Origin of the sequence: Kosakonia sp. CFBP8986 (assembly GCF_034044935.1) — a bacterium.
Classification (GTDB): domain Bacteria; phylum Pseudomonadota; class Gammaproteobacteria; order Enterobacterales; family Enterobacteriaceae; genus Kosakonia; species Kosakonia cowanii.
This window is the reverse complement of sequence record NZ_JAXCXB010000005.1, coordinates 356,687-382,347: the sequence shown is the minus strand read 5'-3', so window position 1 is coordinate 382,347 and position 25,661 is coordinate 356,687. Positions and strand designations below refer to the sequence as shown.

The window sequence follows — 25,661 nt, the reverse complement described above, 5'->3', positions numbered from 1 at the left end:
GGCTCCTTAACGATGTCCGTACACGCGCGGGCGCGTGTAGTAATCAATCAGCGGCACGGTGATATTCGCCAGCAGCACCGCAAAGGCCACGCCATCCGGGTAGCCGCCGAAGCTGCGGATCAGCCACACCAGCAAACCGGCCAGCGCGCCGAAAATCAGACGACCTTTGTTAGTGGTCGAGGCGGTGACCGGATCTGTAAGAATAAAGAATGCGCCGAGCATCGTCGCACCCGAGAGCAGATGCAGCTGCGGGGCTAAGAAGGTCTGCGGGGCAAAGAGCCAGCCAAGGGTGGCACACAGGGTTAGCGAGAGCAGGAAGCTGACCGGGATATGCCAGCGAATGGTGTTCTGCGACAGCAAAAAGATCCCGCCCGCCAGATAGCCGAGGTTGACCCACTGCCAGCCTGCACCTGCCAGCACGCCGCTGTAGATCGGGTACTGCATTATCTGCTCAACGCTGTGTCCGGCATGCAGCGAGGTTTTAAAGGTGTCGAGAGGTGTCGCCTGGCTGATGCCATCCACCCCCATGCGCAGCGCATCCATCGTTGCACCCGTGGTGCTGTGACCGGTAAAGATCACCTGAAGGGCATCCAGCAAACCGGGCACCGTGCGCGCAATATCATGGGGCGGCAACCAGCTGGTCATCTGCACCGGGAATGAGATAAGCAGCACCACATAGCCGATCATCGCCGGGTTAAAGGGGTTATGGCCGAGACCGCCATACAGCTGCTTGGCGATAATCACTGCAAACACAGTGCCCAGCACCACCATCCACCACGGCGCAAAGGAGGGGATGCTGATGGCGAGCAGCAGGCCGGTTAACAGGGCCGAGTTATCCGCCAGAATGGTGCTGATGGACTGTTTGCGCAGTTTCAGCACCAGCCCTTCCGCCAGCAGGGCGCTGACGATAGCGAGGATAAGCTGGATCAATGTTCCCCAGCCGAAGAACCACAGCTGCGCGGCGATGCCCGGTATCGTCGCCAGCGTGACCAGCAGCATAATGCGCGAGGTCTGGCGCTGGTTATGGGTGTAAGGGGAACTTGCGATTCTGAAAACCATTTAATCCTCGTTAACAGCTTGCTGCGCGGCTTTTTTAGCCTGAACTCGGGCAATGGCCGCCGCGACCGCCGCTTTACGCGGCTCGTCATTGGCAGCCTTGGTGTGCGTGGAGGCCTCTTCTGCGCTGGACTGCGCGCGGGCCTGCTCTGCTTTGCGTGCTTTGGCACGGGCAATCGCCGCTTCGACGGCGGCTTTGCGCGGGTCAACCGGCTCGCTGCTTTCCGGCTCGGCGGCAGGCGTCTCTTTCTGCGCCTGCTCCGCTTTACGTGCTTTGGCACGGGCGATTGCTGCTTCAACGGCGGCTTTGCGCGGGTCGACCGGCTCACTTGTTTCCGGCTCGGCAGCAGGCGTCTCTTTCTGTGCCTGCTCCGCTTTACGTGCTTTGGCACGGGCAATCGCTGCTTCAACGGCGGCTTTGCGCGGATCGACCAGTTCGGTGGTTTCCGGTTCGGTAGCGGCAGCGACTTTCTGCGCATGCTCAGCTTTACGGGCTTTGGCGCGGGCAATCGCTGCTTCGACAGCGGATTTGCGCGGGTCGTCGCCTTCAGCCGTCTGCTGCGCTTTTTCCGCCTGACGCGCGCGCGCCTCGGCTTTACGCGCTTCGCGGGCGGCAATCACTTCACGGTTATCCGGCTCGGCGCCAGCCTGCACCACCACCGGCTCTGCGGCAGCGGCCTGTTTCTCTTTCACGCGCGAGAGCGCGGCTTCAATTGCCTGCTTATCCTCTTCGCCAGGCTTCGCTGCGGCCTGCTTGTGTCGCGCCTGGCGCGCCAGTTTCTCGCGCTCAAGGCGCGCCTGACGGGCTTCAAAACGCGCCTTCGCTTCGGCGGTGCGTCGCTCTTCCTCGGCGATGGCGGAGATCTCCGCTTTCTCCTGGCGGAAATATTGCACCAGCGGAATATTGCTCGGGCAGACCCATGCGCAGGCACCACACTCGATGCAGTCGGAGAGATTGTGTGCGATGGCTTTGTCGTGCTGTTGCCCTTTGCTGAACCAGTAGAGCTGCTGCGGCAGTAAGTCCGCCGGGCAGGCATCGGCGCAGGCGCTACAACGGATGCACCCTTTCTCTTCCTGCGTTTCGCCCATTTCGCTGGCCGAAGGGGCGAGCAGGCAGTTAGTAATTTTGACCACCGGCACATCCAGCCACGGCAGGGTAAAGCCCATCAGCGGGCCGCCCATAATCACCAACTGTTCTGCCGAAGGCTGGAAGCCAGCATAATCGAGCAGGTGACGAACCGGCGTGCCGAGCCGCGCCCAGACGTTGCCCGGCCGGGTAACCGCTTCACCGGTCAGAGTCACCACGCGCTCCGTTAACGGTTCACCGTCGATCACCGCGCGCTTCACCGCATAGGCGGTGCCGACGTTCTGCATCAGCACGCCGATATCGGACGAGCGGCCACCGTGCGGCACCTGCTTGCCAGTGAGGATCTGCGTCAGTTGCTTTGCGCCGCCGGAGGGGTATTTGGTCGGGATCACTTTCAGCTGAATATCGTGGCTGCCCGCCAGCACCGCACGCATCATCGAGATCGCCTGCGGTTTATTATCTTCGATACCGATCAGCACCTGGCGCGGCTGAAGGATATGCGCGAGGATGCGCACCCCTTCCATAATCTGCGCGGCGCAATCCTGCATCAGGCGATCGTCGGCGGTGATATAGGGTTCGCACTCGGCGGCATTGATAATCAGCGTATCGACTTTATCGCCTGCACCTTGCAGCTTGGCACCAGTCGGGAAGCCGGCTCCGCCCAGCCCGGCAACGCCGAACTGATGGATGCGCTCAATCAGTGCCTCAACGCTCTGGGCGCGATAATCCTGCCACCCTTCGCGCGCAATCCAGCGATCTTCGCCGTCCGCTTCGATAATGACGCTCAGTTCAGGCAGGGCGGAGGGGTGCGCGGTAGCGTGAGGGGCAATCGCCACAACGGTGCCGGAGGTCGGCGCGTGCACCGGCAGCATACGACCGCGGCCGCGGGTCAGCGGCTGTCCGCGCAAAACGCTATCGCCCACGCTGACGCACAGTTCGCCTTCAGCGCCGATATGCTGCTTTAAAGGAATGACAAAACGGTTCGCCAGCGGCAGTTGACGTAGCGGCGTACCGTTAGACTGGGTTTTCATCTCCGGCGGATGAATGCCGCCGTGGAAATCCCACAGTTTCTCTTTTCGGAATGCGGAAAATAACTTAAGCATGGTGCTCCACAGGAATAGTGCGCACCGGAATGGTGTGCAGATCCCATTTCCAGTTCTGCGTGGTTGGCGCAACCGGGCGCAGGTCGATACACTGCGTCGGGCACGGATCCACACAAAGATTACAGCCAGTGCAGAGATCGCTTACCACCGTATGCATGGCGCGGGTTGCGCCCACGATGGCGTCGACCGGGCAGGCCTGGATGCATTTTGTACAGCCGATGCAGTTGCTCTCATCGATGATGGCAAGCATACGCACCGGCTCCAGCGCGTCGGCATCGCCATCAATCGGCTGCGGGTCGACGTTTAACAGCGTGGCGATTTTCTGCATCACCGCTTCGCCGCCGGGGGCGCAGCGGTTGATCTTTTCACCCTGGGTGCCTACCGCTTCGGCGTAGGGGCGACAGCCGGGGTAGCCGCACTGCCCACACTGGCTCTGCGGCAGCAGTTCATCGATACGTTCAACAACCGGATCGTCCTCGACCGCAAACCGGCGCGAGGCGTAACCGAGGATCAGGCCGAACAGCAGCCCAAGTACGCTCAGGACTGCAACGGCGATGGTTATCGCATTCATTACAGTTTTACCAGACCACTAAAGCCCATAAAGGCCAGAGACATTAAGCCGGCGGTAACTAACGCAATCGCATTACCGCGAAACGGCGCGGGAACATCGGCGACGGCAAGGCGTTCGCGGATCGCGGCGAACAGCACCATCACCAGTGAGAAGCCGACGGCGGCGGCGAAGCCATACAGCGCCGACTGCATAAAGTTGTGCCCAAGGTTGATGTTGAGCAGCGCGACGCCGAGCACCGCGCAGTTGGTGGTGATAAGCGGCAGAAAGATACCGAGCAGGCGATAGAGCGCCGGGCTGGTTTTACGCACCACCATCTCGGTGAACTGCACCACCACGGCAATAATCAGGATAAAGGAGAGGGTGCGCAGATAGACCAGGTTCAACGGGATCAGCACCCAGTTGTCGATAAGCCATGAGCAGATCGAAGCCATGGTCATGACGAAGGTGGTTGCGAGCCCCATACCCATTGCGCTTTCCAGCTTTTTGGAAACGCCCATAAACGGACACAGGCCAAGAAACTTCACTAGTACGAAGTTGTTGACCAGTACCGTTCCGATAAATAGCAGAAGATAGTCTGTCATTATTTGGCCTGAAATGAAAAAAGCCGCCTATTATCGGGCAAACTGCCCCGGGCGACAACAGGTTAACTGTAAGGTTATTTACGGGTTAATAAAGGTCTTCTTCACGCGCACCGCGCGCTTGAAGTAGGGCACAAACAGCGCCGCCGCCAGCAGCGGAAAGATCAGCTGGCGAACCGCCATCGCATCGGAAACGGGTGAAAAAGCAAATGCTTTTATCGCCAGCAGCACGCAGACCAGCAGCCAGATAATGTAGTGTTTCGGCACCAGGCTGCGGCGTTTGAAAAAGGCGATGGTCAGCCAGAGCGTATAGCACCAGAGTGCGGCAGCAAAAATAAAGGATAAGATCAACAGCAGCATCGCTTTCGACGGCTGCGCTAGCAGGGCCGAGAGCGCATGCGGCGTTAACAGGGCGGTGACGTAGAGCATTAACGCCAGCGAGGTGCTTAATAACGCGACCAGCAACCAGGCCAGAGGGGCGAGTAACCAGCCTCCGATACGTTCTGCGGGTGTTGTTGTCATGCCATTTCCTCTGTTAACACATTCAGTTGCGGCAAACATTGCCGGGCGACGAGTATAAAGCATCGCACGGCGATTGCCAGCGGCCTCAGACCACGTAGCGCCATACCGAGCGCGGAACGCACCCAATGTCAAATAGCCGCCCGCCGGAGACCAGCTCAGCGCGGCGGTGATCGGCCGCGCGATACATATTAATGATCTCACTGCTCTCGGTCAGGGTGTAGTTAAGGTGATCAAAGAGCTTTTCCAGGCTTTCAAGCGAACTGATTTTGCGAAATTTTAATAAATAGTCCTGCACGGTCATGTCGGAGGGTGTCCATATAATGAAGAGGCAAAAAAAGAACGACTATGCGCGCAAATAATAGACGTTATTATCCGGGCGTAACTAGCGTGAGAATAATCTGCCATTAAATTAAGCATATTCTTTTCAGATAAAAACCCGGCGCCACGAAGGCGCCGGGCGAAGAAGGTTAACGTCCTTCCTCATGACGGGCAACCCGCTTCTGGCGCGATATGGGCTATCGCAGCAATAGGGAATACCTTTATTTCTTTTGCACTACCACGCTTTGCTCAGGCGGCTGGTAATTATCAATATGGCTGGCAAACACCAACAGAATGGTTGATACGCCGAGCACAATCCAGCCCATTAATTCAACAATCCGATTGAATATTGCGGTCATATTTATACTGCTCCCTGGGATTAACATCACACGCCGGTAGTCATTAACGGGTGTTGGGCGCAGATTTAAGCAGATTTTGTGACCGGAAACCAGACCAGAATAGGCTGAATTATTCGTCGTAAAAATGCGACACAACAGCGGTTGTCGGCATCAGGCAGATAGTGTGAAATGGAGGTCCACTGAAAAGAGGCCGTGATATGAGTGATATTATTCGGGTTGGCGTGATCGGATATGGCTACGCCAGTAAAACATTTCATGCACCGCTGATTGCAGGCACCGCCGGAATGGCGCTGGCGGCTATTTCCAGCAGTGATGAGTCAAAAGTCAAAGCCGACTGGCCGAACGTCGATGTCGTTGCCGATCCCAAACGTCTGTTTAACGATCCCAATATCGATTTAATTGTCATCCCCACACCTAACGATACCCACTTTCCGCTGGCGAAAGCGGCGCTGGAAGCGGGCAAACATGTGGTGGTTGATAAACCCTTTACCGTGACACTGTCACAGGCGCGTGAACTGGATGCGCTGGCACGCAGCTATGGTCGCCTGTTGTCGGTGTTTCACAACCGCCGCTGGGATAGCGACTTCCTGACGCTGAAAGCGCTGCTTGCCGATGGCGCACTGGGTGAAGTGGCCTATTTCGAATCGCATTTCGACCGCTTCCGCCCGCAGGTGCGTGACCGCTGGCGCGAACAGGGCGGCCCGGGGAGCGGCATCTGGTACGATTTAGCCCCACATTTACTCGACCAGGCGGTCAATCTGTTTGGTCTGCCGGTCTCATTAACTGTCGATCTGGCCCAGCTGCGCCCGGGCGCGCAGTCCACCGACTATTTTCACGCGGTATTGACCTATCCCCAGCGTCGCGTGGTGCTGCACGGCACACTGCTGGCAGCAGCGGAATCCGCGCGCTATATCGTCCACGGCACGCGCGGCAGCTATGTGAAATATGGGCTTGATCCGCAGGAGGAGCGCTTAAAAAGCGGGGCGCGCTTACCGCAGGAGGATTGGGGCTATGACATGCGTGATGGCGTGTTGACCCGCATCGACGGCGAAACGCGGAAAGAGGAGACCTGGCTGACGCTGCCGGGCAACTATCCGGCCTATTATGCGGCAATCCGTGATGCGCTGATGGGCGGCGGGGAGAACCCGGTTCCGGCCAGCCAGGCGATCCGCATTATGGAGCTGATTGAGCTTGGTATTGAGTCGGCAAAACACCGCGCAACCCTCAGCCTCACCTGAATGAGTGGCTCACGGCCTGCCGTGAGCCACGCTCATCAAGCCTGCGCGACGCGCTCGCGCAGCGCCTGTTTCTCTTCGGCAGTGATAAAGGCCAACTCCAGCCCGTTAATCTGCGCCTGGCGGATCTGCTCTGCGCTCAGACCGGCTGCCGGAGCGGCAACCTCATACTCGTGACCAATGTCGATCCCCTGTACCGCCGGATCGTCCGTATTAATGCTGGCCAGAATGCCGTGATCGAGGAAGGCTTTCAGCGGGTGGCGATCGAGAGAGGCCACGGTGCTGGTCTGAATGTTAGAGGTGAGGCAGGATTCAATACCAATGCGCTGTTCGGCGAGGAAGTCCATCAGCGCGGCATCTTCAATCGCTTTTACCCCGTGACCGATGCGCACGGCACCCAGTTCACGGATCGCCTGCCAGATGCTCTCGGGACCCGCGGCTTCACCGGCATGCACGGTGATCTGCCAGCCGGCATCGCGGGCGCGGGTAAAGTGGGAGAGGAACAGGCTTCCCGGAAAACCGAGCTCATCGCCCGCCAGATCAAGCGCGGTAATACCGTCGCGATGGGCGAGCAGCGCGTCCAGCTCCTGTTCGCAGGCTGCTTCGCCGAAGGTGCGGCTCAGAATGCCGATTAAGCGCGCCTGCACATTAAAATCGCGGCTCCCTTCACGCACACCGGCAATCACCGCTTCCACCACGCCCGCCACCGGCAGGTTGTGGGTCATCGCCATATAGCCCGGCGAGAAGCGCAGCTCAACATAGTGCAGGCCATTTCGCGCTGCATCCTCCATGTTTTCATAAGCGACGCGACGGCAGGCATCCAGCGAGGCCAGCACCTTCACGCCCCAGTCGAGTTTGGCGAGAAAGCTCACCAGATCCGGTTCGTTCGAGGTGACCTGCACATGCGGGCGCAGCTCGTCGAGGGTTTGCGCGGGGAGAGTTAAATTATACTGGCGGCCAAGATCGAGGATGGTTTGGGCACGGATATTGCCGTCAAGATGACGATGGATATCGGTTAAAGGCAGTTTTAAATCAATCATGATCGCACTCATCTTTTTGTAAAAGTGCAAAGCATTATACAACACTTCGTTAACTTATTAAAAATAGTAATAAAATGAGCAGGATGGAAAAGGAGGGCGTGCAAAGATGAGGGAAAAATACGCACCTGTGGATGCCAGCGCAAGCCGGGCTGGCATCGATCACGCCCTCAGAAGAAGACGTTGAAAATTACTGTGACGATCAGCAGCCAGCAGGGGAGAGAAAAGTAGAGCGTGCCCTTTTTGTCCGGGCTACGTTTAAGCAACTGGAGCGTGATAAAGGTCACCGCCAGCGCGGCGAGATAGAGGATCACCAGCAAGTGGCTCTGCAGCACATTGTGCAGCGCGATGGCCAGCAGCAGGCTCGACACCAGCGCATAGAGGCGGAACGTGCGGGTAAAAAAGATCCAGCCGAGAACAAAGTAAACCAGCGACACGCCCCAGACCATCATTCACTCCCTTGATAAATTTCGCCACAGGCTAACATGAACGCAGCGCGGCAATCAGCCTTTTTACTCCCTCTTCCAGCTTTACACGCGGGCAGCCGACGTTGAGACGAATAAACCCTCGTCCCTGTGACCCGTAGACATCGCCGCGCATAATCGCCACCTGCTGCTCCTCAATCAGCGTTTTTTGCAGCCTGTCATCATCAATCTCCAGCGCTCGCAAATCGATCCACGCCAGATAGGTCGACTCCGGCGGCTGCCAGCGCAGCTGCGGGAAGGCGTCGTTCAGGGCAGTAGCGAGGTAAGCGAGGTTAGCGCGCAAATAGCTGCGCAGGGCTTTAAACCATGGGGCGCCTTCACGATAGGCGGCAACATGTGCCGCTACTGCCAGCACCGCCGGGGAGGATAAGCCGTTCGCGTTTTTTAACGCATCGAGGTAGCCGTTGCGCGACGCCTTGTCGCCAAACAGCCCCCATGCGCCGGTTAAGGCCGGGATATTGAAACTTTTAGATGCCGAGGAGAAGAGCGCCCACGTTGAGCGCGCGACATTGCACCACGGAATGTGCTGCTGCGCGGCCCAGACCATATCCATATGGATCTCGTCGCTAATCACTTTCACCTGGTGGCGCTCGCACAGTAATGCCATCGCGGCCAGCTCTTCATGCGTCCACACTTTGCCGGTTGGGTTATGCGGGCTGCAGAGCAGCAGAACCTTGCTTTCCGGCCGTGCCAGCACCGCTTCGAGCTGCGTCATGTCACACACCCAGCCGCCGTGATACTGATGCAGCGGTACCGTCAGCAGCTTGCGCTGATTGTGGCTTATCATCTTCGGAAAGGCGTCATAGGCGGGCGTGTGAACCACAACGGCATCGCCGGGCTGCGTCCACTGGCGGATGGTCTCGGCAATCATCCAGATAACCGATGGCCCATAGACCAGGGCGTCGCAGTCGATTCGGGTGTCGAAACGGCTGGCGAGCCAGTATTCGATGGCGCCGATGAAGTCATCGTTCTGCCAGCGGCTGTAGCCGAAAACCCCGTGCGCAAGGCGCTTTTGCATGGCGTTGAGAATGCAGGGCGCGGTGGCGAAATCCATATCCGAGATGGTAAAGGGCAGCAGGTCGGCGCGGCCAAAACGATCGCTCACGTAGTCCCACTGGGTGCACCAGGTGCCGTGGCGATCGACCGGGGTGGAAAAATCAAAGGAAACGTCGCGCTTCATCTACTTGCCTCTGGGGTTATCTGTACCTGCGCTGCCGTGATGAGCTGCGCCATTTCATCTTTTACCGATTGCACCTGCGGCCCAATCACCACCTGCAGGTTGTGGTCGTTGACCTTCACCACGCCGAGGGCGCGATGGGCTTTCAGCGCGGCGGCATCGACCTGCGCCATGCTGCCCACCGACAGGCGCAGGCGGGTAATGCAGTTATCCAGGCTCTGCACATTTTGCGCTCCGCCAAGGGCGGCAAGCAAGGCCGGGACATCATAGCCGGAGCGACCTCTCGCTTCTGGCGTCGTACTTTGCTCGCTCTCAACCGTCTGCGGTTCACGGCCGGGCGTCTTCAGATCGAAACGGGTAATGGCAAAGCGGAACAGCGCGTAGTAGACGATAAACCACACCGCGGCGACCAGCGGCACCAGATACCATTTGGTCGCCAGCCCGTGCAGCACGCCGAAGACGATAAAATCAATCACATTGCCGTCGGTATTACCAATCGTCACCCCAAGCACCGCCATCACGGTAAAACCGAGGCCAGTGAGGAGGGCGTGGATCAGGTAGAGCGCCGGGGCGACAAAAAGAAACAGAAACTCAACCGGTTCGGTAGTGCCGCCAACGACGCAGGCGATAACGCCTGAAATCAGCAGCCCCTTAATCTTATGACGGTTTTCCGGGCGCGCGCAGTGGTACATCGCCAGCGCTGCGCCGGGCAGCCCACCCAGGAACGCAGGCATTTTCCCCTGCGAGAGAAAACGCGTCGCGCTCTCAGAAAAGCCGTGCGTCTGCGGGCAGCCAAGCTGGGCCTGGAAGATGGTCAGCGCGCCGCTTACCTGATGACCACACACCTCCATGGTGCCGCCTGCGTCGGTAAAGCGGATCAGCGCCACCAGAATATGTTGTAAGCCGAAGGGGAGCAGCAGCCGCTCGCCGGTGCCGAAGATCATCGGCCCGAAGTCGCCCGCGCGATCGATAAGCTGCCCGAGGCCGCTAATGCCGAGCGCAAACCAGGGCCAGATAAGCGGGATCAGCAGGCCAGCAATGCCCATTACTACGCTTGTGACAATCGGGACGGAACGCGTGCCGCCAAAAAAGGCCAGCGCGTCCGGCAGGCGCAGGGTGTGAAAGCGCTCATGCAGCCGCCAGACGATCACCCCCGCAATCACTGCGCCGAGAATGCCGGTGTCAATTGACTGGATGCCGAGCACGCTCTGAATATTATGTGCCTTGAGCACGGCAGCGTCGCTGGTGGGTAAAATGCCCTGCGCGGTGAGCCAGAAGTTGACCGCCAGGTTCATCACCGCATAGCCGACAAAGCCAGAAAAGGCGGCGACGCCTTTATCTTCCCGCGCAAGGCCCAGCGGGATGGCAATACAGAACATGACCGGTAAGAAGGTGAAGGCAAATGCGCCGATTTTGCTCATCCAGATAAAGATCGCCTGCAATAACGGATGGCCTAATAGCGGCAGCAGCGTAATCACATCGCGGCTGCTCAGTGAGCTGCCAATCCCCAGCATAATGCCGCAGAAGGAGAGCAGCGCGACCGGCAGCATAAAGGTGCGGCCCAGCTGCTGAAAAAATTCCCATATGGCATTACCCGACCTTTTTTTACCCGTCATAACAACTCCTCAAAAAAGTAAGCGAACGGCAGGCTTCCTGACTATGCGTATAGCGTTGTATCAGGTTTCTGGCGCTGGCGGCAGAGCTAATCATCCTGACGATCTTAATTAGGAATTCAACAAGATAGAGGGCGATTTGCGAGCTGTTTTCCAGCTTTGGTAAATGGCTGAGAAAATTTTATATATCCTGTTGCGAAGGCTGAAAACCACGACTATTTTTAGTGGCGAAATTACACCCTCCGACCCTGATGCGGAGGCCCGCTTTTCGTATCGCTATGCAGGATGAGTATGCAGACGACAACCACAGAAGAGCAGTTCAACGCCTTTTTTGGCGTGACCGCGCGTGATGAAGAGGCTGAAAAGCAGGTCATTAGCACCATCCTTTCGAACCTGCGTTTGCAGCAGCGCGACGTCAACGATAAACATCTCATCCTGGCACTGATTGGGCTGCTGGAAACAGAAGATAACCCCGCAATGCTGGAGGTGTATCGCAACGCATTAGAAAGAGTGGTGCAGAAAACGCCGGACCATATCTAAACCGGCATCGATTTATCAACGAAGACGCCTTCATAACAGACGAAGGCGTTTTCACGTTAATCAGGCGGAGTAGGTTATCCTGTCGAGGATAAGCTGCCGGGCGGCATCGAACACGCGCTTCTGTCTGGGATCGGTGGTTATACTGCTCTGCGCACGCAGCACCATAATCAGGTTGCTGGGTTTCACAGGCCGTTGAGAATGCATAAGGTAGGTGGCGGCTAAGCCGATAGCCTCATGGATCTCTGCGGGTTGAACTTGCACATCGTCGTTCAATGATTCTCCCTTATTGCACTGGTGACTTTTTCTTCTAAGCCTGCGGGCCAGATCAAATCCACTGTGCATTCGTCGAAACATGCGAAGCAAGTCTGAATAGAAGGGTGAAAATAATGGTCCGGTAGGGAACGCCAGACCTGGTGAAGAGATGTTGCTGGAAAAATCAGTGCTTGCGGGCTTTGTTATCGATGCCCGGGCCTGATAAAGGCAACCGGCTCTTTAGGCGGCTGGCCTGTAAACTGCTTTTGCGCCCGCGCGTGGCCGGCTGGGTTTTATAGTGGTGGATACCGCTGATCGCGATTTGAAGTGCTTTACGCCGTGTGCTGTCGACTTCACTCATCAGGGACTCTTGCAACTGCCCAATCAGCGCATCGAAAGAGACATCATCATCTGAATCAAGCAGGGCCAGTACCGCCTCGCCCATTACCGTATCTACAAGCTTATCTGACTCATTTTTACTCATTCTGCCTCACACATTTGCTGCACCGTACAAAGGTTTCCCGGTCATGCATCTTAGTAACGTTATGCTGCATGTTATAGCTTATTCATTAAGATTATGGAAATGACGAGCCCATTTTTCTGGTGAAAATCAGCTTCAGCAGATCGCCATAGCGCGCTTCTGTTAACGGATCGTTGGCGTTATCAAGACGCGTTGCCAGTTTGATACAGAGGCTTTGTCGGCTGACCTGGCCTTTTTCACGCAAAAGCTCGATCACAATCTCACCTAACAGCTCCTCTTGCGAGAGCGTGCAACCCGGCTGGAAGAACGCACTCTCATCCGGACCTTTACCCTGGAAACCTTTCACGACTGTCCTCTCTTCAACGGGCTAAATGCCAAAAGAATGATTTTGCATCAACGGACTGATTCGGTTATCAGCCTCGCGCTACAAAGCATTCAGCAGCCCCGAATTTTGCTGGCTAATAATAACTGAAAGAAATAGATAGGGAAGGGAAAAGGGGCTTACGGAGGATATATCTTCCAGGGGAAAGCAAAAAAATGCCCCTCATGTGAGGGGCGTTTTGCTTACTGCTGCGGGATTGCCGGCGAAGCGGGAGGAACCGTCTCGCCCGGCATGGCTGGCTGCAGTGACGGCAGGCCAAACATGCCGACAAACTGCTCCAGCGGCATCTTCTCGCCGTTCAGCGTCACCTGGCCGTTGGCATACTGCAGGCTGGTGAGAATGGTGTTGTTCTCAAGGGTAGTGATGCGGAACATCTGGCCCATTGCCGCCAGGCCTTTCACCTGCTGGTTAGCCAGTTTCGCCGCATCCTCTTGCTGATACCCTTGAAGCTTCGCTACCTGCGTCATCAGCTCGGTCGCCATATCCACCGGAATGGAGAGCTTGCCATCGAGAGATTTCACATTGCGATCAACCTGCTGCGCCAGCGTCTGCGGGGCATCAGCGGTTTTTGCCGGATCTTTCAGGAACAGCGAGAGGTTAAAGGTCGATTCGCCTTTCGCATTTTTCCAGCTCAGCGGCGCAACGGTAATCACCGGCTCGCCTTTCAGCAGCAGCGGCACGACGCTGAGAAACGCTTCGGTCGCTTTCTGCTGGTACAGTTCAGGATTCTGGGCGATATCAGGCTGCGCCATCAGCGCGCGGATCTGCGCATCATACTGCTGCGTGGCCTGATGCCAGGCATTGCCATCCACCTGGCCGACTTTCAGCGTCAGTTTGCCGTTGCCGAGATCCTGACCCTGTACTTTGAGGCTGTTAAGGGTGTAATCGACCTGGCTGTTGATATTTTTCTTATCATCCGCCACGTCCGATTTTGCCGTAAGCTCCATCCCTTCAAGAATCGCCATCTCTTTGTTTTCAATGGAGATAGCAAGTTTATCAAGGCTCATCTTCTGGCTGCCGGTGCGCTCATTAAAGGCGCTGATTTCACTGGAGCCATCGGTTTTGAAGTTATTAAAGGAGAGCTGCACTTTCTGGCCAAACTCGTTAACCGTATCGACCAGGCCGCTTTGCGCTTCGCCGCTCACCGCGACCGCATTGCCCTCTTTATCAGCGCTGACGCGGAAATTACCGCCGCCGAAAGCGACTTTCTCACCCTCATTTTCGACATTCAGCGCGCGCAGGTTGATGTCGCTGCGGGTATCACCGGCGTAGCCAATACGCGTTTCGGCGACGAACGGAGACTCACCTTTCGCCATCTCAAACAGCGCTTTGGTGACATCATTATTGACCAGCTGCGTATGGACGGAGGCCATCGCCGGCGTCAGGCTGAAGGATTTCAGCTGCGCCAGCGGGAAGGGGCCGTGATCGACATTTTCATGCAGAACCACGCTCTGGCCGGGCTTCAGCCACGGGCTGGTGGTGCCGGCAATCGGCTTGACCTGCAGGGTGAAGGTACTGGAGAAGAGGCTGCGTTTGTAATCCTGCGCCGAAAGCTCAACATTGGCGTCCGGCGCGCTGCGTTTGATCTGGGCATTTGCCTGGCTCACCATCTCGCCCAGACGTCCTTCCAGCTGTTTCCCGGTATACCAGGCTCCGCCTGCCCAGACGACACCTAATGCAACAATAACCCCGGCGGCAACCAACGTTTTTTTCATAGCGCTTATCCCTGAAAAAGAAACCAGGCGGTGTAAACCGCCTGGACTGTCAATGAAGTTCGCTAAAGCTTAGCAATAGTTGCTTAAAACTTCAGTAACTTAGTCGATTTTATTAAACACGCGTGCCACCCGTCCGGTGCCGCTTGCGGCGACCGGCGACTCATCCGCGCCGATAAACGCCGATTCACCCGCTTTCAGCACCAGCGTTTGTTCACCTTTGCTGAGCACCGCTTCGCCTTCGACACAGAAGATAATCGCCGCGCTCTGCTGCGCCAGCGGCGTCTCGTGGGTGGAGAGATCGTGCAGCGAGAAGGCGAAGTCAGCGACCGGAATCGGGAAGTCGAGGGCGGCATTGTCACGAACCGGCTGTGTCAGCAGATCATCCGCCGCTTTCGGCGTGAATTTGACGTTCGCCACCAGTTCCGGGATATCAATATATTTCGGCGTCAACCCGGCGCGCAGCACGTTATCGGAGTTGGCCATTACCTCCAGCGCAACGCCTTGAAGGTAAGCATGCGGGGTTTCCGCGAACAGGAACATCGCTTCGCCAGGGTTAAGTTTGACCACGTTAAGCAGCAGGGGTGAGAAGAGGCCGCTATCGTCCGGGTAGAATTCGGCGATGGTGCGGATTGTGTTCCACGGCTCGCCATGCTCTTTATCAAGCACCGATTTCAGCACCGCCAGCGCGCGGGATTTCTCCTCATTCTGCATGTTGAGCAGCGCGGCAAAAAGCTCGCTCAGGCGATCGGCTCCGGGCTCCTGCAAGAAATGCGCAATGGCGGGGTGTGCACCGGCGACAGGTTGCAGCAGGGAGACGATATCAGAGAACTCGCGGAACGCGTTCATCGCCAGGAAAGGGGTGAGGGCAAAGACCAGTTCCGGCTTGTGGTTAGGATCTTTGTAGTTGCGCTCGGCGGCATCCAGCGGGATACCGGCCGCGTTCTCTTTCGCAAAGCCCAGCTCTGAGTTTTTCTTGTTCGGGTGAACCTGGATTGAGAGCGGTTGGTCAGCGCAGAGCACTTTAAACAGGAACGGCAGTTCGCCAAAGCGTTCAGCCTCGGCATCGCCAAGCAGGCGGCGCTTATCGGCCTCGATTACCTCGCGCAGCGCGCGGGTTTGCCCCTGTTCGTCCTGCACTTTTGAGCTGCTCTTCGGGTGGGCACCCATCCATAACTCGGCCATTGGCAGATTATCCGGATTGGCGATGCCGTAGAGTTCCGTTAACGCACTTTTACTACCCCAGGCATAGTTCTGCACGGAGTTGATGAGTTTTTGCATTATCAAGCCCTTTTTTGATTAGGAAAATTATCGCGCCATTAAAGCAACAAACCCGGCGGAAGTAATCAGTGAGGGTAAAAAGTCGTACTAGTCTCAGTTTTTGTTAAAAATTTGTGTAGGATATGGCGACTCGCTTTAACACAGGCTGAGGGATCTCCTGCCTGAACAATAACCAAATCTTGCCGTAAGTGAGAGAACAATGTCGAACAAACCCTTCTGTTATCAGGATCCTTTCCCCCTCGGAGAGGATGACACCGAATACTATCTGCTAAGCCGCGACCACGTCTCCGTTGCCCAGTTCGAGGGGCAGGATATTCTTAAAGTCGATCCGCAGGCGCTGACGCTGCTGGCACAGCATGCCTTCCATGATGCATCGTTTCTCCTGCGCCCGGCGCATCAGCAGCAGGTTGCCGATATTCTGAGCGATCCGGAGGCAAGCGAGAACGATAAATATGTCGCACTGCAGTTCCTGCGCAACTCGGAAATCGCCGCTAAAGGCATTCTGCCGACCTGCCAGGATACCGGCACGGCGATCATCATGGGTAAAAAGGGGCAGCGCGTCTGGACCGGCGGCGGCGATGAAGCCGCGCTGGCGCAGGGCGTTTACAACACCTATACCGAAGATAACCTGCGCTACTCGCAAAACGCGCCGCTGGATATGTATAAAGAGGTCAACACCGGCACCAACCTGCCAGCGCAGATCGATCTCTATAGCGTGGATGGCGAGTCCTATAAGTTCCTGTTTATCGCCAAAGGCGGCGGCTCGGCAAACAAAACTTATCTCTACCAGGAGACAAAAGCGCTGATCACCCCGGCGAAACTGAAAAACTATCTGGTAGAAAAAATGCGTACCCTTGGCACCGCGGCCTGCCCGCCGTACCACATCGCTTTTGTCATTGGCGGAACCTCTGCGGAAGCGACGCTGAAGACCGTTAAACTGGCTTCGACCAAATATTATGACGCGCTACCAACCCAGGGTAACGAGCACGGCCAGGCGTTCCGCGACGTGCAGCTTGAGCAGGAGTTACTGCAGGAAGCACGCAACCTCGGCCTCGGCGCGCAGTTCGGCGGCAAATACTTCGCTCACGATATCCGCGTCATCCGTCTCCCGCGCCACGGCGCATCCTGCCCGGTCGGCATGGGCGTGTCGTGCTCCGCTGACCGTAATATTAAAGGCAAAATTACCCGCGATGGCATCTGGCTTGAGCGCCTCGAGCAGAATCCTGGCAAATACATCCCGGAAGCACTGCGCCAGGCGGGCGAGGGTGAGGCGGTAAAAGTCGATCTCAACCGCCCGATGAGCGAGATTCTGGCTCAGCTGTCGCACTATCCGGTCTCTACACGCCTGTCGCTCACCGGGACGATTATCGTCGCCCGCGACATTGCCCATGCCAAACTGAAAGAGCTGATGGACAGCGGCGAGCATCTGCCGCAGTACGTAAAAGATCACCCAATTTACTACGCCGGACCGGCGAAAACGCCGGAAGGGTACGCGTCGGGATCGCTCGGCCCAACCACCGCCGGACGTATGGACTCCTACGTCGATCAGCTGCAATCCCAGGGCGGTAGCATGATCATGCTGGCGAAGGGCAACCGCAGCAAACAGGTGACAGACGCCTGTGCGAAACACGGCGGCTTCTACCTCGGCAGTATCGGTGGCCCGGCGGCGATCCTCGCGCAAAATAGCATTAAGCATCTCGAGTGCGTCGCCTACCCGGAGCTGGGTATGGAGGCTATCTGGAAAATTGAGGTGGAGGATTTTCCGGCGTTTATCCTCGTGGATGACAAAGGCAATGACTTCTTCCAGCAGATCCAGTCTGGTCAGTGCGCCAGCTGCCTGAAATAGTACCTGCCGCCCTGCGGGGCGGCTTTTTCCCCGTTTTGGCCGTTATAAAGCACGAACTTCACAACAACATTCTAAAAAGCATCAATACTTTTACCTGTTTGCAAGTGAGCCAGTCGAAAACCCTATCACTTTGTACCCAAGGAGAGAGTAATGACAACGCATCGCAGTGAGAAAGATTCGATGGGCGCGATTGACGTCCCGGCAGATAAGCTGTGGGGCGCGCAGACCCAGCGGTCGCTTGAGCATTTCCGTATCTCAACAGAGAAGATGCCGGTCTCGCTGATCCACGCCCTGGCGCTGACCAAACGCGCGGCGGCAAAAGTGAACCAGGATCTGGGGCTGCTGCCGGAAGAGAAGGCGCGTGCGATTATGGCGGCGGCCGATGAGGTGCTGGCCGGAAAACATCCTGAAGAGTTTCCGCTGGCGATCTGGCAGACCGGATCGGGCACCCAGAGCAACATGAACATGAATGAGGTTCTGGCAAACCGTGCCAGCGAGATCCTCGGCGGCGAGCGCGGTATGGCGCGCAAAATCCACCCCAATGATGACGTCAACAAGAGCCAGAGCTCCAACGATGTCTTCCCGACGGCGATGCACGTCGCGGCGGTGATTGGCGTGCGCGAGCAGCTTATCCCACAGCTTCAGGTGCTGAAAAAGACCCTCAGCGAAAAAGCCACCGCCTTTGCCGATATCGTCAAAATTGGCCGTACCCATCTGCAGGATGCAACGCCGCTGACTCTCGGCCAGGAGATCTCCGGCTGGGTAGCGATGCTTGAGCACAATCTTAAACATATCGAACAGAGCCTGCCGCATCTCGGCGAGCTGGCGCTGGGCGGCACGGCGGTAGGTACCGGGCTGAATACCCATCCGGAATATGCCGAACGGGTGGCAAAAGAGCTGGCAAGCTTTACGCAGCAGCCGTTCATTACCGCGCCGAACAAATTTGAAGCGCTGGCGACCTGCGATGCGCTGGTGCATGCCCACGGCGCGTTAAAAGGGCTGGCGGCGTCGCTGATGAAAATCGCCAACGACGTGCGCTGGCTCGCCTCCGGCCCGCGCTGCGGGATCGGCGAAATTTCGATCCCGGAAAATGAGCCGGGCAGCTCCATCATGCCGGGCAAAGTGAACCCGACCCAGTGCGAAGCGATGACCATGCTCTGCTGCCAGGTGCTGGGTAATGACGTGGCGGTGAATATGGGCGGTGCCTCGGGTAACTTTGAGCTTAATGTCTTCCGCCCGATGGTGATCCATAATTTCCTGCAGTCGATTCGCCTGCTGGCGGATGGCATGGAGAGCTTCAATGAGCACTGTGCGGTTGGCATTGAGCCAAACCGGGAGCGTATCGATCAGTTGCTGAATGAGTCGCTGATGCTGGTGACTGCCCTCAATACCCATATTGGCTATGACAAAGCGGCGGAGATTGCCAAGAAGGCGCATAAAGAGGGGCTGACGCTGAAAGCCTCGGCGCTGGCGCTCGGCTACCTGACGGAAGCCGAGTTTGACAACTGGGTACGGCCGGAATCGATGGTCGGCAGCATGAAGCCTGCCTAATCCGCCACGTAGAGGTGCAGCCGGGGAATAATCGGGGTTAACGGCTGCGCCTGCGGTTTGTAGCGGTGCTGAATGTTATCGGCGTTGTAGTCCAGCAGTTCGCCGACGTCCGGCACCGCGCCGCCATTCTCCTCCGAGATCAGCGTGATAATCGGCGTCGGGCAGGCGTGCTGCACCTGTTTTTGCGAGCCGGCGTACCAGACGCGGGCGATAGGTTGTACCTTCACCGGGCGTTTGATCTTCAATCGCGCTTTTTGCGGCAGGGCGGCGATATCGTTGTACTCCTGCTGAACGCGCGCCAGCCACTCATCTCTGCTCCAGCCTGCCACTGCGCGCGGTGATTTTAGGCTCTTCTCCAGCTGTGCCAGCACCTCATCGCGGGTGAAATTTTTAATAATGTGCTTATTGGCCCAGCCGAAACGGATGGTCGCCGGTGCGCGCAGCAGTGTTAACGTACGGTAGGCATTGAGGGTGATAAGCCCCGGCAGATGGCGGTGCACCCACTCGAAGCGGGCCGTGGGCGCCAGCCCGGATTCAACCGTGACGATCTTTTCAAACGCCTGCTTGAGTGAATTAATCGTTTTAATGCGCGCTTCCAGCACCTGCAACATCGCGTCACTTGCCTGATAACAGACCACGCCGGGCAGCCGCACGGCGGCTTTACTGCTGCGGTTTTCCGACTGCTGCTGAATAAAGAGGTGGGTGTAATGGTTGAGCGCGAGGCCGGCCGCCGCTTTGCCGATATGCTGCTTCACCGCGATGGTCGGGAGCGGATCGTGCTCGGCCCCTTTGGCAATTGCCGGCAGGGTAAAGACGCGGGCGACCATCAGGCGGCACTCACTCAGTTCAGCCTTCAGTGCCGCCAGCTCTCGCTCCAGCTGGCGAAAGGTGCTGTTCAGACGGTCAATCAGATCTAACGCAGCCATTTTGCGCTCCTGTAGTTACAACATACTCATGGTTTATAGCACAGGAGCCGGGCATTAGCCACTGTGCGTTGAAGGGTTAAACAGGAAGCGGAAGGTTATGGTAGATCGGCCACTGGAAGGTAAATTTCGCGCCGCCAAGCTCGCTCTCGCCGCAACTGACGCTGCCGCCAAAGGCCTGGGCGATGGAGTGGACAATCGCCAGCCCTAAGCCGCAGCCGCCGGTGGCGCGATCGCGGCTCGGATCGAGGCGCACAAAGGGTTCGAAAATACGCTCCCGTTCAGCTGGTGCGATACCGGGGCCATCGTCTTCCACCGTCATGCTGGCAAGCGAGCCCTGACGCTGCAACGTCACCTTAATCGTCCCTTCGCTGTAGCGCAGGGCATTATTCACCAGGTTATCGAGCACGCGCTCCATCAGGCGCATATCGAGCGCGCCATACTCGTCACCAGCCTGGCAGTCGAGCAGCAAGCTGTGTTGCGGGTTCATGCTGCGCGCATCATCGAGATAACTGCTGAACCAGGCGGGCAGAACCGGCGTCGTCAGCTGCAATTCCGTCTGTGGGCGATCGAGTCTGGCGTAAGTCAGCAACTCCTCAATCAACCCCTCCAGTTGCCCGATATCGCGGTTCAGCGCGGTGTGCTCCGCCTCGCTGAGGTTATCGCTCATCTCCAGCCGGTAACGCAGCCTGACCAGCGGCGTACGCAATTCATGGGCGATACCGTCAATCAGCTGCTTCTTACTGGCGATTAAGGCGTTGATATTGTCCGCCATCTGGTTAAAAGCGATGCCGAGCCGTTCGAAACTGGAGGCGCTATCAAAGTGGATGCGCTCCTCAAGATGGCCTTCGCCAAAACGCTGTGCGGCGGACTCCAGCCGCAGCATCTCTTGCCAGTGTGGCCGCATCCAGATAAAGACCGGGAAGGCCAGCGAGATGGCAATCAGCGCCATTAACCCCATATCCAGCAGCCGCGTTTCATGCAGGAAAAAGAGATAGGGCACCGGGCCGACCGCCAGCACATAGTGGCTGCGCGGAATGCGCTGGATAAAGGTGTATTCCGAATCAAGTGCGACGATATCGCCCTCGCGCAGACGCTGGGCAGCAGCCGGATCGAGGTTGAACTTGTTCATCGGCTCGACCTGCAGATCGAACGAGAGATTAAGATCGAGCTCTTTTAAGGTCTTTGCCCACTCGTGAGGCGGGATTTCACGCAGTTCGCTGCGCATCAGGTAGAGCGAGCTTTTCATCAGGTCGTCGAGAGACTGGCGACCGGCGCGCTCGGCGGTAAATTTGTAGACCAGACCGACCAGCATCGTCATCACCAGAAAGCAGACGAACAGCAGAAGGTAAAACTGGACGAACAGCTTTTTCATCGTGACACCTGGTTACGGATTTCAGTTGTCCCACGCATGGGGAGCAAACAGATAGCCTTTGTTACGGACGGTTTTAATACGATAGGGCTCAGTGGCGCTGTCGAGGAGCTTTTTACGCAGGCGCGAAATCGCCACATCAACACTGCGATCCATCCCGTCGTAGCTTACGCCGCGCAGGTTTTTCAGCAACGCATCGCGATCCATAATCTGCCCCGCGTGGGTGGCAAGCTCCCACAGCAGATCGAAGTCAGCGGTTGAGAGCGCCACTTCAACGCCTGCCAGCAGAACCTGGCGGTTAACGGGGTCAATCGACAGTGTGCCGAAGGTAATGGTTTTATGCTGTTTCAGCGACGGCACCGCAGGCTCGGCGGCCGCGGCGCTGCGCTGGCGTAGATGGAGCCGTAGCCGCGCCAGCAGCACGGCGGGCGGGGTGGTTTTCAGAATATAGTCGTTAGCGCCCATCTCCAGCGACAGGATATGGTTCATATCGCTATCAAGGGAGGTCAGCAGCACAATCGGCCCGTTCCACTGTTTGCGCAGATCGCGGCACAGGGTCATGCCATCTTTGCCTGGCAGCATGATATCGAGCAGCACCAGCTCCGGGTTTTCCCGCGCGATCACCTCTTCCGCGCGATCGCCTCTCGGCTCGACAATGACATCCATATCGTGCTTGCCAAGGTATGCGGCAATCAGGGCACCCACATCCGGGTCGTCTTCTACAAAAACGATCTTATTCATAAGCCATCATGATGAGCAAAAACGTCAACATACACCGCCTTGATAGAACCTGCCATTACTCTTTTCTAAACGAGCGCGCTTCCGCTATGCTGGCGGTCTATGTTGTTGAAGTGTTAACGGGAAAAATGATGGGCTTGCTGATGAAGGCAGCGATTGGCGCGCTGGTGGTAGTGCTGATTGGTCTGCTGGCGAAGACAAAAAACTACTATATAGCCGGATTAATCCCGCTCTTTCCTACCTTTGCCATGATTGCGCACTATATTGTCGCCACCGAGCGCGGTGTCGAGGCGCTGCGCACCACCATTATCTTTGGCATGTGGGCGATCATCCCTTACTTTCTCTATCTGCTTTCACTCTGGTACTTCACCGCTTTTATGCGGGTAGGGCCGGCGCTGGGCTGTGCGGTGATCTGCTGGAGCCTCAGCGCCTGGCTGTTAATCTACTGCTGGAGTCGCCTGCACTGATCTCAGCGCACCAGCATCCAGGTGGCGGGCAGGGCGGCAACCAGCAGCAGGAAAATCAGCACTTTTTCGCGCTGCATCAGCGAGATGGTTTCGCTATGGGTGCTGCGGGCATAGATAAAGACCAGCAGACCGGGGGCATAGAGCACCACCGAGAGCAGCAGGTGCATCGGGCCGGAGGCATAGAGCAGCCATAAACCGTAGAGGCAGGCCCCAACGGCGACCATCCGATGCAGCGGACGGCGCGCGATTTTCAGCAGGAAAGCGCCAACCAGCAGATAGGGCACGAGGATCATCTCTGAAGCAATGGTCAGCAGAGTGTTGTAATCCGAGCCGGTAAGCCAGATCAGCACCAGGCAGATCTGCACGCTGGCGTTGGTCAGCCACAGCGAGGCCGCAGGCGCGCTCTGTTTGTTCTGGTGCGCAAAGATACGCGGGAAGGCTTTATGCGTTGCCGCCAGCAGCGGCACTTCCGCCGCCATAATGGTCCAGCTCAGGTAGGCACCGCACACGGAGATAATTAACCCCGTCGCGATCACCACTTCGCCCCAACTGCCCAGCAGTTTCACCATCAGCCCGGCCATCGACGGGTTGCGCATTTCTGCCAGTTCCGGACGCGCGACCACGCCTAAAGAGAGCAGTGTAACCAGCAGATAGACCGTCAGTGCCGCCAGCACCGCCAGCAGCGTCGCGCGGCCCACATCCTGTTTGTTACGCGCGCGGGCAGAGACGACCACCGCGCCCTCCACGCCGATAAATACCCACAGGGTGATCAGCATGGTGTTTTTCACCTGCTCCCACACCGGCACGCCGAGCGCTACGCCGCTGAAGTCGAGGGAGAATTTATCGAGGTTGAAGGCCAGCGCCGCCAGCACGACAAACAGCCCGAGCGGGACCAGTTTCGCCAGCGTTGCCGCCAGGTTGATGCTCGCTGCGGTTTGCACGCCGCGCAGCACCAGCGCATGAACAATCCACAGCAGCGCAGAGGCACCGACAATCGACTGCCAGGTGTTGCCATCGCCAAACAGCCGCAATGACGGGCTGTCAGTGAAGAAACTGAGGGCGGAGAAGACGATCACCAGATAGGAGACATTGGCAATCACTGCGCATAGCCAGTAGCCCCAGGCGGAGCAGAAACCAATCAGCTCGCCAAAGCCTTCGCGGGCATAGGTGAAGATACCGCCATCGAGATCCGGGCGGATGCGGGTCAGGATCAGCATGGCGAAGGCGAGAAGGATGATGCCGACGCCGGTGATCAGCCAGCCGATAATCAGCGCGGCAGGGCTGGCGACTTCCGCCATATTTTGCGGCAGGCTGAAGACGCCCGCACCAAGCATTGAGCTCAGGACCAGCGCAGTTAAAGCGCTAAGGCCAAGTTTCTTTTCCATTGTTATCCTGTCAAAAAAGCAACTCATCCAGAATAATTATTTTGCCGGAGCGCATAAATATGGTGGATATCACTAAGGCGCGGAATTTTACGGAGAGTCGTCAGGGCATGCAATGAGGGCGAGGGGAATTTTGTGAAAAAGTAGATAAAACTGAAAAAAAAGGCGGCTTTCTAAGCCGCCTTTTCTCTGAGCGACGCCTTATTTATAGAGGTCGGCGCTGATGGTCATGTTGTTGCCGCTTTCAGACCACTGACGCGTGATGTGATAGTACTTCGCGCCTTTTGCGGCGGCACGTTTGGCGACCTGATAAGAGATTTCAGTCATGTTGCCATAGTTGCCGGTGAACTTAACGCTGTCGAAAGGCACCATCTGCGCGGCGGTGATTTTATTCAGCTCTTCAATCTTTTGACCGTCCGGAAGCGTGACACTGTAACGACCACCGGTAGAGGATTGCGTTTCAAAGAAACGGCCGACGCCGACGCCTGCGGTGGCGTCTGACGCTACGCCTGGAATTTCAACACGCTTCGCTTCTTCACCGCCTTTCGCCAGCGCGGCACGGCCCGCTTCGGAGTTGCGTGGGATGGCGTCTGCGCTCTGAATTACGCGTTTTTTCGCATTGGCTTTATAGATGAAGGCCGTAATCAGCTGGTTGCCGCCCTGGTTGGCATCAACCTGGCGCACGATATAGAACGCATCCGCGCCCTTGGCTTTCGCCGCTTTGCTGATAGCGTCGTTAACTTCCGGCTGGGTGCGGTAGAAACCCTGCACCGTCACGGTATCGTAAGGCTCGAGCGCAATGGCTTTATCTTTTGGATATTCGGTTACGCCATTGATCACACGATAGGTCGGCTTGTCTGCTTTCGCCGCATCAGCTTTATAGAGATCGGCGGTGACGCGCTGGTTGCCGCTGTTATTGGCATCAGAGGTGTCAACGACATAAAAAGAGGCCGCGCCTTCTTTATCTGCGCGTTTGGAGACGGCGTTAACCGCATCGCCAATCGCGTTAAAACGTCCGGTAATCACGATGCGATCGTAAGGCTTCACCGCAGCGGCTTGCTCCGGTGTTAACTCTGTCGCGGCGTTAGCAGTAAACGCGGTTGCGGACAGAAGTGCTGACGCCAGGAGGGTGTACTTGAGCTTCATAAAAATAATCCTTCGCCTTGCGCAAACCATAAGTTGTTATTAATAAAACGTTGGTGATTATTGCATTTAAACCGCGCGACTGTCTGCGTCATTTTTTACAGAGTGTGCGCGGCCAGGGGGATAAACCATAACCTTTGGTGATATGTTGAAAAAATAGCCCCTTGACCAGCAAAAGTGATAAAGGTTATGAGTTTTTAAAGTTAATGTAATGTTAAAAGGGATGGTGGGGCGGAGATAAATCATGTTTTGCCGCTTCGCTTAAGCGGAATATCAGCCTTTCCACGTTAATTTAAGTCAAATAACCCTGCCAGCCCGCTTCAGCGCTTAATTTTCGCGGATTAGTGCAGCATTTCGCTTTTCTGACGGTGGATCGCAGGCGTTATTTTCAGTAGGTTATAGAAAGTTTGTTACTGTTTTATTTTCCGCACGGCGTTAATTAGCCACCGC

Annotated in this window: 26 protein-coding genes; 5 read left to right on the top strand and 21 right to left on the bottom strand. The window is 56.9% G+C overall.

Annotation, left to right across the window (positions count from 1 at the left end; translation table 11 throughout):
- Window positions 1–6 precede the first annotated feature (6 nt).
- The 7 genes from rsxD to blr all read right to left on the bottom strand — a co-directional run bounded on the left by rsxD (window position 7) and on the right by blr (window position 5,594).
- Window positions 7–1,059 (bottom strand): electron transport complex subunit RsxD, encoded by a 1,053-nt coding sequence (rsxD, locus tag SOM48_RS14045; protein WP_320512184.1) that lies wholly within the window; start codon window positions 1,057–1,059, stop codon window positions 7–9.
- Window positions 1,060–3,246: an electron transport complex subunit RsxC gene (rsxC, locus tag SOM48_RS14040; RefSeq protein ID WP_320512183.1), complete on the bottom strand. Its 2,187-nt coding sequence runs from the start codon at window positions 3,244–3,246 to the stop codon at window positions 1,060–1,062.
- Window positions 3,239–3,817 carry an electron transport complex subunit RsxB gene (rsxB, locus tag SOM48_RS14035; RefSeq protein ID WP_023481647.1) on the bottom strand — a complete coding sequence of 193 codons (579 nt, stop codon included), beginning with the start codon at window positions 3,815–3,817 and terminating at the stop codon, window positions 3,239–3,241. Before rsxB ends, rsxC begins: the two co-directional genes overlap by 8 nt.
- Window positions 3,817–4,398, bottom strand: a complete 582-nt coding sequence (gene rsxA, locus SOM48_RS14030; RefSeq protein WP_023481348.1) for an electron transport complex subunit RsxA — start codon at window positions 4,396–4,398, stop codon at window positions 3,817–3,819. The genes rsxB and rsxA overlap by 1 nt, the downstream gene beginning before the upstream one ends.
- Before the next feature lie 78 nt (window positions 4,399–4,476).
- Window positions 4,477–4,917: a DUF2569 domain-containing protein gene (locus tag SOM48_RS14025; RefSeq protein ID WP_054803863.1), complete on the bottom strand. Its 441-nt coding sequence runs from the start codon at window positions 4,915–4,917 to the stop codon at window positions 4,477–4,479.
- Window positions 4,918–5,002: 85 nt separating this feature from the next.
- Window positions 5,003–5,218, bottom strand: coding sequence for a transcription modulator YdgT (gene ydgT / locus SOM48_RS14020; protein WP_023481783.1), 216 nt, complete (start codon window positions 5,216–5,218; stop codon window positions 5,003–5,005).
- A 238-nt stretch (window positions 5,219–5,456) separates the two neighbouring features.
- Entirely contained in the window at window positions 5,457–5,594 is a 138-nt protein-coding gene (blr, locus tag SOM48_RS14015) for a division septum protein Blr (RefSeq protein ID WP_023481427.1), read from the bottom strand.
- A gap of 197 nt (window positions 5,595–5,791) precedes the next feature.
- Between blr and SOM48_RS14010 the strand changes: the two genes are divergently transcribed.
- Window positions 5,792–6,832, top strand: a complete 1,041-nt coding sequence (locus tag SOM48_RS14010; protein ID WP_076769775.1) for an oxidoreductase — start codon at window positions 5,792–5,794, stop codon at window positions 6,830–6,832.
- A gap of 35 nt (window positions 6,833–6,867) precedes the next feature.
- Here the strand turns inward: SOM48_RS14010 and add are convergent, their stop codons facing one another.
- The 4 genes from add to malX all read right to left on the bottom strand — a co-directional run bounded on the left by add (window position 6,868) and on the right by malX (window position 11,144).
- On the bottom strand, window positions 6,868–7,869 hold the full coding sequence (gene add, locus SOM48_RS14005; RefSeq protein ID WP_320512182.1) for an adenosine deaminase: 1,002 nt from the start codon (window positions 7,867–7,869) through the stop codon (window positions 6,868–6,870).
- 167 nt (window positions 7,870–8,036) lie between these two features.
- Window positions 8,037–8,318, bottom strand: a complete 282-nt coding sequence (locus SOM48_RS14000) for a hypothetical protein (RefSeq protein WP_320512181.1) — start codon at window positions 8,316–8,318, stop codon at window positions 8,037–8,039.
- 28 nt (window positions 8,319–8,346) lie between these two features.
- Entirely contained in the window at window positions 8,347–9,531 is a 1,185-nt protein-coding gene (locus tag SOM48_RS13995; RefSeq protein ID WP_320512180.1) for a MalY/PatB family protein, read from the bottom strand.
- Window positions 9,528–11,144 carry a maltose/glucose-specific PTS transporter subunit IIBC gene (gene malX, locus SOM48_RS13990; RefSeq protein ID WP_320512179.1) on the bottom strand — a complete coding sequence of 539 codons (1,617 nt, stop codon included), beginning with the start codon at window positions 11,142–11,144 and terminating at the stop codon, window positions 9,528–9,530. The genes SOM48_RS13995 and malX overlap by 4 nt, the downstream gene beginning before the upstream one ends.
- Before the next feature lie 288 nt (window positions 11,145–11,432).
- Here malX and SOM48_RS13985 point away from each other — a divergent pair, with 288 nt between their 5' ends.
- Complete coding sequence (locus SOM48_RS13985) at window positions 11,433–11,681, top strand: biofilm development regulator YmgB/AriR family protein (RefSeq protein WP_076769779.1); 249 nt, start codon at window positions 11,433–11,435, stop codon at window positions 11,679–11,681.
- A 60-nt stretch (window positions 11,682–11,741) separates the two neighbouring features.
- On the opposite strand, the gene SOM48_RS13980 is transcribed toward SOM48_RS13985, so the two are convergent.
- The 5 genes from SOM48_RS13980 to manA all read right to left on the bottom strand — a co-directional run bounded on the left by SOM48_RS13980 (window position 11,742) and on the right by manA (window position 15,789).
- Entirely contained in the window at window positions 11,742–11,942 is a 201-nt protein-coding gene (locus tag SOM48_RS13980; protein WP_128483046.1) for a hypothetical protein, read from the bottom strand.
- A 175-nt stretch (window positions 11,943–12,117) separates the two neighbouring features.
- A complete protein-coding gene (locus tag SOM48_RS13975) occupies window positions 12,118–12,417 on the bottom strand; it encodes a hypothetical protein (RefSeq protein WP_320512178.1) in 300 nt (99 codons plus the stop codon).
- A gap of 91 nt (window positions 12,418–12,508) precedes the next feature.
- A complete protein-coding gene (locus tag SOM48_RS13970) occupies window positions 12,509–12,760 on the bottom strand; it encodes a two-component-system connector protein YcgZ (protein ID WP_128483045.1) in 252 nt (83 codons plus the stop codon).
- A 218-nt stretch (window positions 12,761–12,978) separates the two neighbouring features.
- Complete coding sequence (locus tag SOM48_RS13965) at window positions 12,979–14,511, bottom strand: YdgA family protein (RefSeq protein WP_320512177.1); 1,533 nt, start codon at window positions 14,509–14,511, stop codon at window positions 12,979–12,981.
- A 99-nt stretch (window positions 14,512–14,610) separates the two neighbouring features.
- Window positions 14,611–15,789 (bottom strand): mannose-6-phosphate isomerase, encoded by a 1,179-nt coding sequence (manA, locus tag SOM48_RS13960; protein ID WP_320512176.1) that lies wholly within the window; start codon window positions 15,787–15,789, stop codon window positions 14,611–14,613.
- Window positions 15,790–15,988: 199 nt separating this feature from the next.
- On the opposite strand from manA, the gene fumA reads away from it, so the two are divergent.
- Both fumA and fumC read left to right on the top strand, forming a co-directional pair.
- Complete coding sequence (gene fumA / locus SOM48_RS13955) at window positions 15,989–17,635, top strand: class I fumarate hydratase FumA (protein ID WP_139964836.1); 1,647 nt, start codon at window positions 15,989–15,991, stop codon at window positions 17,633–17,635.
- Between the two features lie 150 nt (window positions 17,636–17,785).
- Window positions 17,786–19,186 (top strand): class II fumarate hydratase, encoded by a 1,401-nt coding sequence (gene fumC, locus SOM48_RS13950; protein ID WP_288882322.1) that lies wholly within the window; start codon window positions 17,786–17,788, stop codon window positions 19,184–19,186.
- Here the strand turns inward: fumC and tus are convergent.
- The 3 genes from tus to rstA all read right to left on the bottom strand — a co-directional run bounded on the left by tus (window position 19,183) and on the right by rstA (window position 22,222).
- Window positions 19,183–20,112: a DNA replication terminus site-binding protein gene (tus, locus tag SOM48_RS13945; RefSeq protein ID WP_320512175.1), complete on the bottom strand. Its 930-nt coding sequence runs from the start codon at window positions 20,110–20,112 to the stop codon at window positions 19,183–19,185. The genes fumC and tus overlap by 4 nt on opposite strands.
- A gap of 76 nt (window positions 20,113–20,188) precedes the next feature.
- Complete coding sequence (gene rstB, locus SOM48_RS13940) at window positions 20,189–21,484, bottom strand: two-component system sensor histidine kinase RstB (RefSeq protein WP_320512174.1); 1,296 nt, start codon at window positions 21,482–21,484, stop codon at window positions 20,189–20,191.
- Between the two features lie 21 nt (window positions 21,485–21,505).
- Complete coding sequence (gene rstA, locus SOM48_RS13935) at window positions 21,506–22,222, bottom strand: two-component system response regulator RstA (protein ID WP_054803870.1); 717 nt, start codon at window positions 22,220–22,222, stop codon at window positions 21,506–21,508.
- Between the two features lie 128 nt (window positions 22,223–22,350).
- On the opposite strand from rstA, the gene SOM48_RS13930 reads away from it, so the two are divergent.
- A complete protein-coding gene (locus tag SOM48_RS13930) occupies window positions 22,351–22,686 on the top strand; it encodes a GlpM family protein (protein WP_023481682.1) in 336 nt (111 codons plus the stop codon).
- 2 nt (window positions 22,687–22,688) lie between these two features.
- Here SOM48_RS13930 and SOM48_RS13925 read toward each other — a convergent pair whose 3' ends face one another.
- Both SOM48_RS13925 and ydgH read right to left on the bottom strand, forming a co-directional pair.
- Entirely contained in the window at window positions 22,689–24,071 is a 1,383-nt protein-coding gene (locus tag SOM48_RS13925; protein WP_128483039.1) for an amino acid permease, read from the bottom strand.
- A 198-nt stretch (window positions 24,072–24,269) separates the two neighbouring features.
- Window positions 24,270–25,214, bottom strand: coding sequence for a DUF1471 family protein YdgH (gene ydgH / locus SOM48_RS13920; RefSeq protein WP_076769782.1), 945 nt, complete (start codon window positions 25,212–25,214; stop codon window positions 24,270–24,272).
- Window positions 25,215–25,661 lie beyond the last annotated feature (447 nt).